The sequence below is a fragment of the uncultured Capnocytophaga sp. genome (assembly GCF_963525585.1).
Classification (GTDB): domain Bacteria; phylum Bacteroidota; class Bacteroidia; order Flavobacteriales; family Flavobacteriaceae; genus Capnocytophaga.
This window is the reverse complement of sequence record NZ_CAURLX010000070.1, coordinates 1-5,808: the sequence shown is the minus strand read 5'-3', so window position 1 is coordinate 5,808 and position 5,808 is coordinate 1. Positions and strand designations below refer to the sequence as shown.

Genomic DNA, 5,808 nt, shown 5'->3' with positions numbered 1-5,808 from the left:
GAGACGATTTATAAAGTTCCTGATGCCGTCGGGAACTTATATAGAACCCCTGACCCCCTGCTGGCGCGAGCATTCTGCTCGTGGTGCGAACCGCACAGGTAACTATTCTTATAACCTCAAAAAGAAAAAAATTGCCCGTGTGGCTTCACACAATATAAATCACTGTAAATCAATTTTTTTGCAAAGGATAAAAAGCAAAAAAGCAATTGCTTTCTGAGAAAAACACCTGCTGGCGGGGGGAGGCGGGTCGCCTCAGACAATTATTTTTTTATTCCTAAAAGAAAGAAAACGTCTGTGCGACTCGCACCCGCACAGGTAACTATTCTTATAACCTCAAAAAGAAAAAAATTGCCCGTGTGGCTTCACACAATATAAATCACTGTAAATCAATTTTTTTGCAAAGGATAAAAAAGCAAAAAAAGCAATTGCCTCCTTAATGAGAATGTAAATGATAATGTAAATATAAATGTACATATAAATGATAATGAGAGAGAGTCTATATAAGGACGCTCACCCTCTCCACAAGGTAAGTGAAAAAAATTTTTTATTTTATTTTTTTAAGGGAAAATCCTTTGGCTAAAAATGGAAAAAGAAATTTTTTTATTTTATTTTTTTAAGGGAAAATTCTTTGACTAAAAATGGAAAAAAAATAAAGAAAAGAAAAAAGTTCCGCGCAAAAAGAAAAGAGGGGGGTGAGTCACCCCTGACAATTTACTAGCAAAAAAATGCCTGTACGGGAGGCGGGTCGCCTCGGACAATTATAAATGCCCGTACGGCTTCGTACCCCCTGACAATTATTTCTAGCAAAAAAATGCCTGTACGGCTTCGTACTTGCTGGCGCGAGCAGAAAAACGCCCGTGCGGCTTCGCACCTTCGCACCCAGTGGAGGAGGGAGATTGTTGTAATTAACACTAGATAACAAATAATTATTCTTTGTTTAACCGCTAAAGTGTTTGCTTTTCACGGATTTTAGTCGTAATTTTGCGGTGTAAAAACAACTACTTCACTTATGCTATTCTTCTCTACTATCTCTACCAACATAAAGCCCCAAGAGGGGTGAGCCACCCCTGACAATTATTTTTTATCCCCAAAAAGAAAAAGAGGCGAGTCGGTGCGAACCGCACAGGTAATTATTCTTATAGTTCATAAAAAGCAAAAATTGCCCGTGTGGGAGGCGAGTCGGTGCGAACCGCACAGGTAATTATTCTTATAACACCAAAAAGAAAAAAACGCCCGTACGGGAGGCGACTCGCCTCTGAGAATTTATTTTTAGCAAAAAAATGCCCGTGTGGCTTCACACCGGCTTCACACTCTTAAAGAAAAAAATGTCAGGGGCGACCCGCCCCAAAATTGTCAGGGGCGACTCGCCCCAGAACCATAACTTTTATGAAAAAAGAAACTTTTATATTCTACAAAGACTGGGCAAACGTCCTTAACGACCTGCCCGATACCATACAGCTGGAAATCTACCAAGCTATCACCGCCTATGCCTTTGGCACCGCCCCTAAGGAACTCTCCCCGCTGGCGAGTGTCGCCTTTGCCTTTATCAAGCAGACCATCGACCGAGATATAGAAAAATACCTCTCGGTATCCCAAGCCCGTAGCCAAGCCGGAAAAAAAGGAGGCAGACCCTTGAAAAACAAAAACTTACAAGAGGACAAAAAGTCCCTTCCGAAGAAGGCTAACCACTCCGCCCCGAAGGATACACCCCAAGAGAGCTCCCGTATAAAAGAAGAGAGACTTGCTCAGGGGAAAGAAAATTTTTCTGCAAAAGACGAGGAGAGAGCGTTTTTTTCTGGAGACAATGCCGTCCCTCAAGATAGGGAAAGCACTGCTACAGGAGGCTTTACACCCCCTACTATCGCCGAGATAGAAGCCTACTGCCGAGAGCGGGGCAATGGCATCTCTGGGGCGCTCTTCTATGAGTTCTATAGCGCTAGAGACTGGCAGATGGGCTCCCAGCCTATGAAAAACTGGAAGGCTGCCGTTCATTCGTGGGAACAGCGAGAGGCTCAAGAAGCGCAGAAGCGCCCTAAAAACTGGAAAAACTCAGTGTTTCAAGCTGGCTATGCTTCTGCTGGAGGCAATGGGAATTTCACCCGTCAGAACGCTCGTCACGAGCCTTATGTATGCGGACGACAGACCGCCTCGGATATCCTCGCTAACCTGCAAGGCTGGTAACTATTCTTATAACCTTAAAAAGAAAGAAAATCGCCCGTGTGGCTTCACACCCGCACAGGTAATTATTCTTATCACCCCAAAAAGAAAAAAATTGTCAGGGGCGACCCGCCCCTGTGTGGCTTCACACCTCGCACAGGTAATTATTCTTATCACCCCAAAAAGAAAAAAATTGTCAGGGGCGACTCGCCCCCGCACCTGCTAGTGGAGGACATTTGTCAATTAGTCACATCTTGGTTCATCAATAAGAACTTCTTCAATTCTTATTTCTTCAAGGCGTTTTAGTTTCTTTTCTTTTACAAAATCGTATAGATAGTAATAACTATCAAAAGATACTATAGCAACGTTCTCTCTTACGTATTCTATACTATTATATTTAGGTTCAGCTATTATTTCTCCTTTCAGATTGATAAGACCTGCACCTCTATCAGTATAGTATTCAGCCCCCCCATTTTTAAAGGAGCCTACCCCTCTATTAGTAAACTCAATCGGAATCACTACCTCATTTTTTAGGTTGATATACCCCCATTTACCATCTTTGCGCACCGCAGCCAAACCTTCGCTAAAATTACGGACTTCTTCATATTCTAACGGAATTATTACCTTGCCATAGCCATCTATATAGCCCCATTTACCCCCTTTTTTAACCGCGAAAATAGCATCATCACTCCAATTGTTTCTTAAAAGATCGTAGGTATCTAACAAATTACCATTCAAATCATAGATCATATACTTACATTCCTTACGTACACCTACTATGTAAGTGTTGTCAGAAGGTTCAATCACATTGGCATCAAAATCTTGAATAACAGGTTCTCCTTTAAGGTTGATATAATATATGTAATCTCTCACTTCCCTTATTTTAGCCAAACCTTGTCGAAAAGCGAAAGCATCTCTGTAGGTAGGAGGTATCACCCATTCATTTTTAGTATTGATATATCCCTCTTTGCCATCCAATTCTGCTACAATAGGAATATTATCATCTATCTTATCGGTGTAAATCCAGTGATAGCTTATAGGGATAATTTCTTTCCCTTCAAGGTTAAAAAGACCTACTTTCCCATTAAGTTTTACGGTATACCCATTTTTGTTAGAGTTTATAAATGAATATTTTAAGGGGAGTATTATAGTACCTTTTTCAGAAACCACCCCATACTTTCCATTCTTCTCAACAATAAACTGACCTTCACAGCCAAGTTCTATAGAGTTATAATCCCCTTTAAGAACGAGTTGTAAATCTTCGTTATATACTGAACAGCCTTTTGTTTTACTACAAGCAAAGAAGTATGGTTGTTTTTCTTCTATAGAATTAAAAGTAGGGGCTAACACTGTTTTCCCCTGCAAATCTACCAATCCTAACTTACCCTTTTCTTCAAAGATAAAGTATTTAGGTTGTGTCAACCCCGTAAAGCTACACAACAGCAAGGTTAGTTTTAATAAAAAAAGAATTTTTTTCATTATGTTTTTTAATTTACTGATTTATTAATTTGTTTGGCACGAGCTACAAGTATCAGGGTGGGCATAAGTTCCTCCGTATCTACCTGTTGTCGCTTTTAGTCCTATTGCATTCGTCTTTTCAACCCATTCTTTCACACTGATTTTATAACTATTAAGTCCCGCTTGACTTTTAATTATGGCGAATTCGCCATAATTAAAACTGGGATTATATACACTTTCCCAAATACCTAAATATTCTACAGTATTTCTGTTACGTAACCAATCAGATATAAAGAAATCACCATCTTTGGCTTTCAGCATATCGGTAAGAGAAATATATTCTTTGCCCTTATTTTCAATAATGGTTATCTCATTACCTTGTACATTGAGCTTTTTGCTTTTTGACATATTAGAAAGGTTTTTGAAAGTACAAAGATAAGGAAAATCCATCAATTATCCTTATTTTTGTAGCTTGAAAACAGAACTTGTTCACTGTATTAGTCAATGAAAAAGATGTATATCCTTATATCCTTAGTGGTCTTCTTGCTTGGGAGCGTTTTTTCAAAAGCTACAAATTAGTAGGTTAAGTAAAAAATAATATGTACTTTTGCATATTATACCGTTTAAAGGTAGCCTGTGGCTACCTTTGAGTGCAAAAAAATATATTATGGATAGAATAACTCATCTATATCAGCAGTGGAAAGCCTTACAGCCTCTTAGCAAGCGTAAGGAATATTTACTCTCTCAGCGTTTTACTGTAGATTATAACTATAATAGTAATCATATAGAGGGAAATACGCTCACTTATGGACAAACGGAATTGCTCTTACTCTTTGGGAAAGTAAGCGGTGAAGGAAATATGAAGGATTTTATGGATATGAAAGCCAGCGAGGCTAGTTTACAAATGCTTAAAGAAGAACTCTCTGAACGCAAACCTCTTACCCAACATTTTATCCGTTTGCTACACCAAACCCTATTAAGAGAAGACTATACAGTATATCAAACCTTGCCCGATGGTACTATTAGCAGCTACATAATTCACGCTGGGAGCTATAAAACACGTCCTAATAGTGTGATTACCCGTTATGGCGACCGCTTTGAGTATGCTTCTCCTCAAGAAACTCCTGCCCTGATGACCGACCTTGTAGATTGGTATAACGAGGCTGAGACAGCAGGAAAGCTCTCTGCGGTAGAATTAGCTACTTTATTTCATTATCGCTATATTCGCATACATCCGTTTGAAGATGGTAACGGACGCATAGCCCGACTGATGGTCAATTACATTTTAGCCCGCCACGGTTTGCCAATGCTTGTAGTGAGGCATCGTTACAAACAGCAATATTTAGATGCGCTCCACCAAGCCGATGTAAGAGTAGGACTAAGTCCCTCAGAAGGTGCGCAAGCTACTTTGGCGCAAATAGCTCCTTTCTCGGTCTTCTTTAAAAAATTAGTTGTCACAGAATTGCAGTATATGATTGCCTTTGCTACAGAAACCTCTGCTAAGGTATGGTGGTATGACGGGCAGCGCATTGTCTTTCGTAGTCCATCAACTGCTATAATGCTTACAGCTATTGGAGAAAACCCGATGATTACTATTGAGCAATTAGCACAAAAAGCAGGGATAGCCACCGCAGCAGTAAAGAAACAATTACACCAAATGACCCTCAAAGGCTATATACAACGCAAAGAAACAGATGGTTCATTGCGCATCTTTGCCACTACCTCAATATAATTAGCAAATGAAAAAGAAAAAGATGTATATCCTTATCACCATACTATTGCTATTGCTCGTAGGAGGGGGTTACTATATATTCCGCCCTGTGCTTTTTGCAAAACCTACGGGCACGTATGCTGTTGGTACAGTAACTTACTGTGTAACCGACCCTAATAGGGAGGAGATTTTCATCACTGATAAACACCAAGTCAGACAAATCCCTATACAAGTGTGGTACCCTGCCGAAAATACCTCTCACCACGATTACGCCCCTTATATCCCTGAAGCTACAAAGGTGAGCGAGGCTATTTCAGAGCTTTTACATATTCCGAAGGCGTTGCTTTATCCGTTGCAATTCAAGCGTTCGAATGCCTTAGTAAAAGCTCCTATAAACAAGGAAAAAGCGCAATATCCTGTACTTCTGTACCTTACAGGACTTTATGGTCACCGATGTATAAGCACTTTTCAGATACAAGAGT

The 5,808-nt window shown here is 40.0% G+C and carries 5 protein-coding genes and 1 pseudogene; 4 read left to right on the top strand and 2 right to left on the bottom strand.

Features of this window, described 5'->3' with window-relative positions; genetic code table 11:
* Both RYK20_RS10535 and RYK20_RS10530 read left to right on the top strand, forming a co-directional pair.
* The coding region (locus RYK20_RS10535; protein WP_314895387.1) for a hypothetical protein at positions 1-217 on the top strand (217 nt) is incomplete at its 5' end.
* A 1,169-nt stretch (positions 218-1,386) separates the two neighbouring features.
* A complete protein-coding gene (locus RYK20_RS10530; RefSeq protein ID WP_314895386.1) occupies positions 1,387-2,181 on the top strand; it encodes a DUF6291 domain-containing protein in 795 nt (264 codons plus the stop codon).
* Positions 2,182-2,400: 219 nt separating this feature from the next.
* Here the strand turns inward: RYK20_RS10530 and RYK20_RS10525 are convergent, their stop codons facing one another.
* Both RYK20_RS10525 and RYK20_RS10520 read right to left on the bottom strand, forming a co-directional pair.
* Complete coding sequence (locus RYK20_RS10525) at positions 2,401-3,636, bottom strand: WG repeat-containing protein (protein ID WP_314895385.1); 1,236 nt, start codon at positions 3,634-3,636, stop codon at positions 2,401-2,403.
* Positions 3,637-3,660: 24 nt separating this feature from the next.
* Positions 3,661-4,023 (bottom strand): KilA-N domain-containing protein, encoded by a 363-nt coding sequence (locus RYK20_RS10520; protein WP_314895384.1) that lies wholly within the window; start codon positions 4,021-4,023, stop codon positions 3,661-3,663.
* 259 nt (positions 4,024-4,282) lie between these two features.
* On the opposite strand from RYK20_RS10520, the gene RYK20_RS10515 reads away from it, so the two are divergent.
* Together RYK20_RS10515 and RYK20_RS10510 are read left to right on the top strand one after the other, a co-directional pair.
* Positions 4,283-5,347, top strand: coding sequence for a Fic family protein (locus RYK20_RS10515; protein WP_314895383.1), 1,065 nt, complete (start codon positions 4,283-4,285; stop codon positions 5,345-5,347).
* 7 nt (positions 5,348-5,354) lie between these two features.
* Positions 5,355-5,808 (top strand): annotated as a pseudogene (locus RYK20_RS10510) (alpha/beta hydrolase); the annotation flags it as partial.

Coding starts and splice junctions, on each gene's coding strand:
- RYK20_RS10530 (WP_314895386.1), top strand. CDS start 1,387: ATGAAAAAAGAAACTTTTATATTCTACAAAGACTGGGCAAACGTCCTT.
- RYK20_RS10525 (WP_314895385.1), bottom strand. CDS start 3,636: ATGAAAAAAATTCTTTTTTTATTAAAACTAACCTTGCTGTTGTGTAGC.
- RYK20_RS10520 (WP_314895384.1), bottom strand. CDS start 4,023: ATGTCAAAAAGCAAAAAGCTCAATGTACAAGGTAATGAGATAACCATT.
- RYK20_RS10515 (WP_314895383.1), top strand. CDS start 4,283: ATGGATAGAATAACTCATCTATATCAGCAGTGGAAAGCCTTACAGCCT.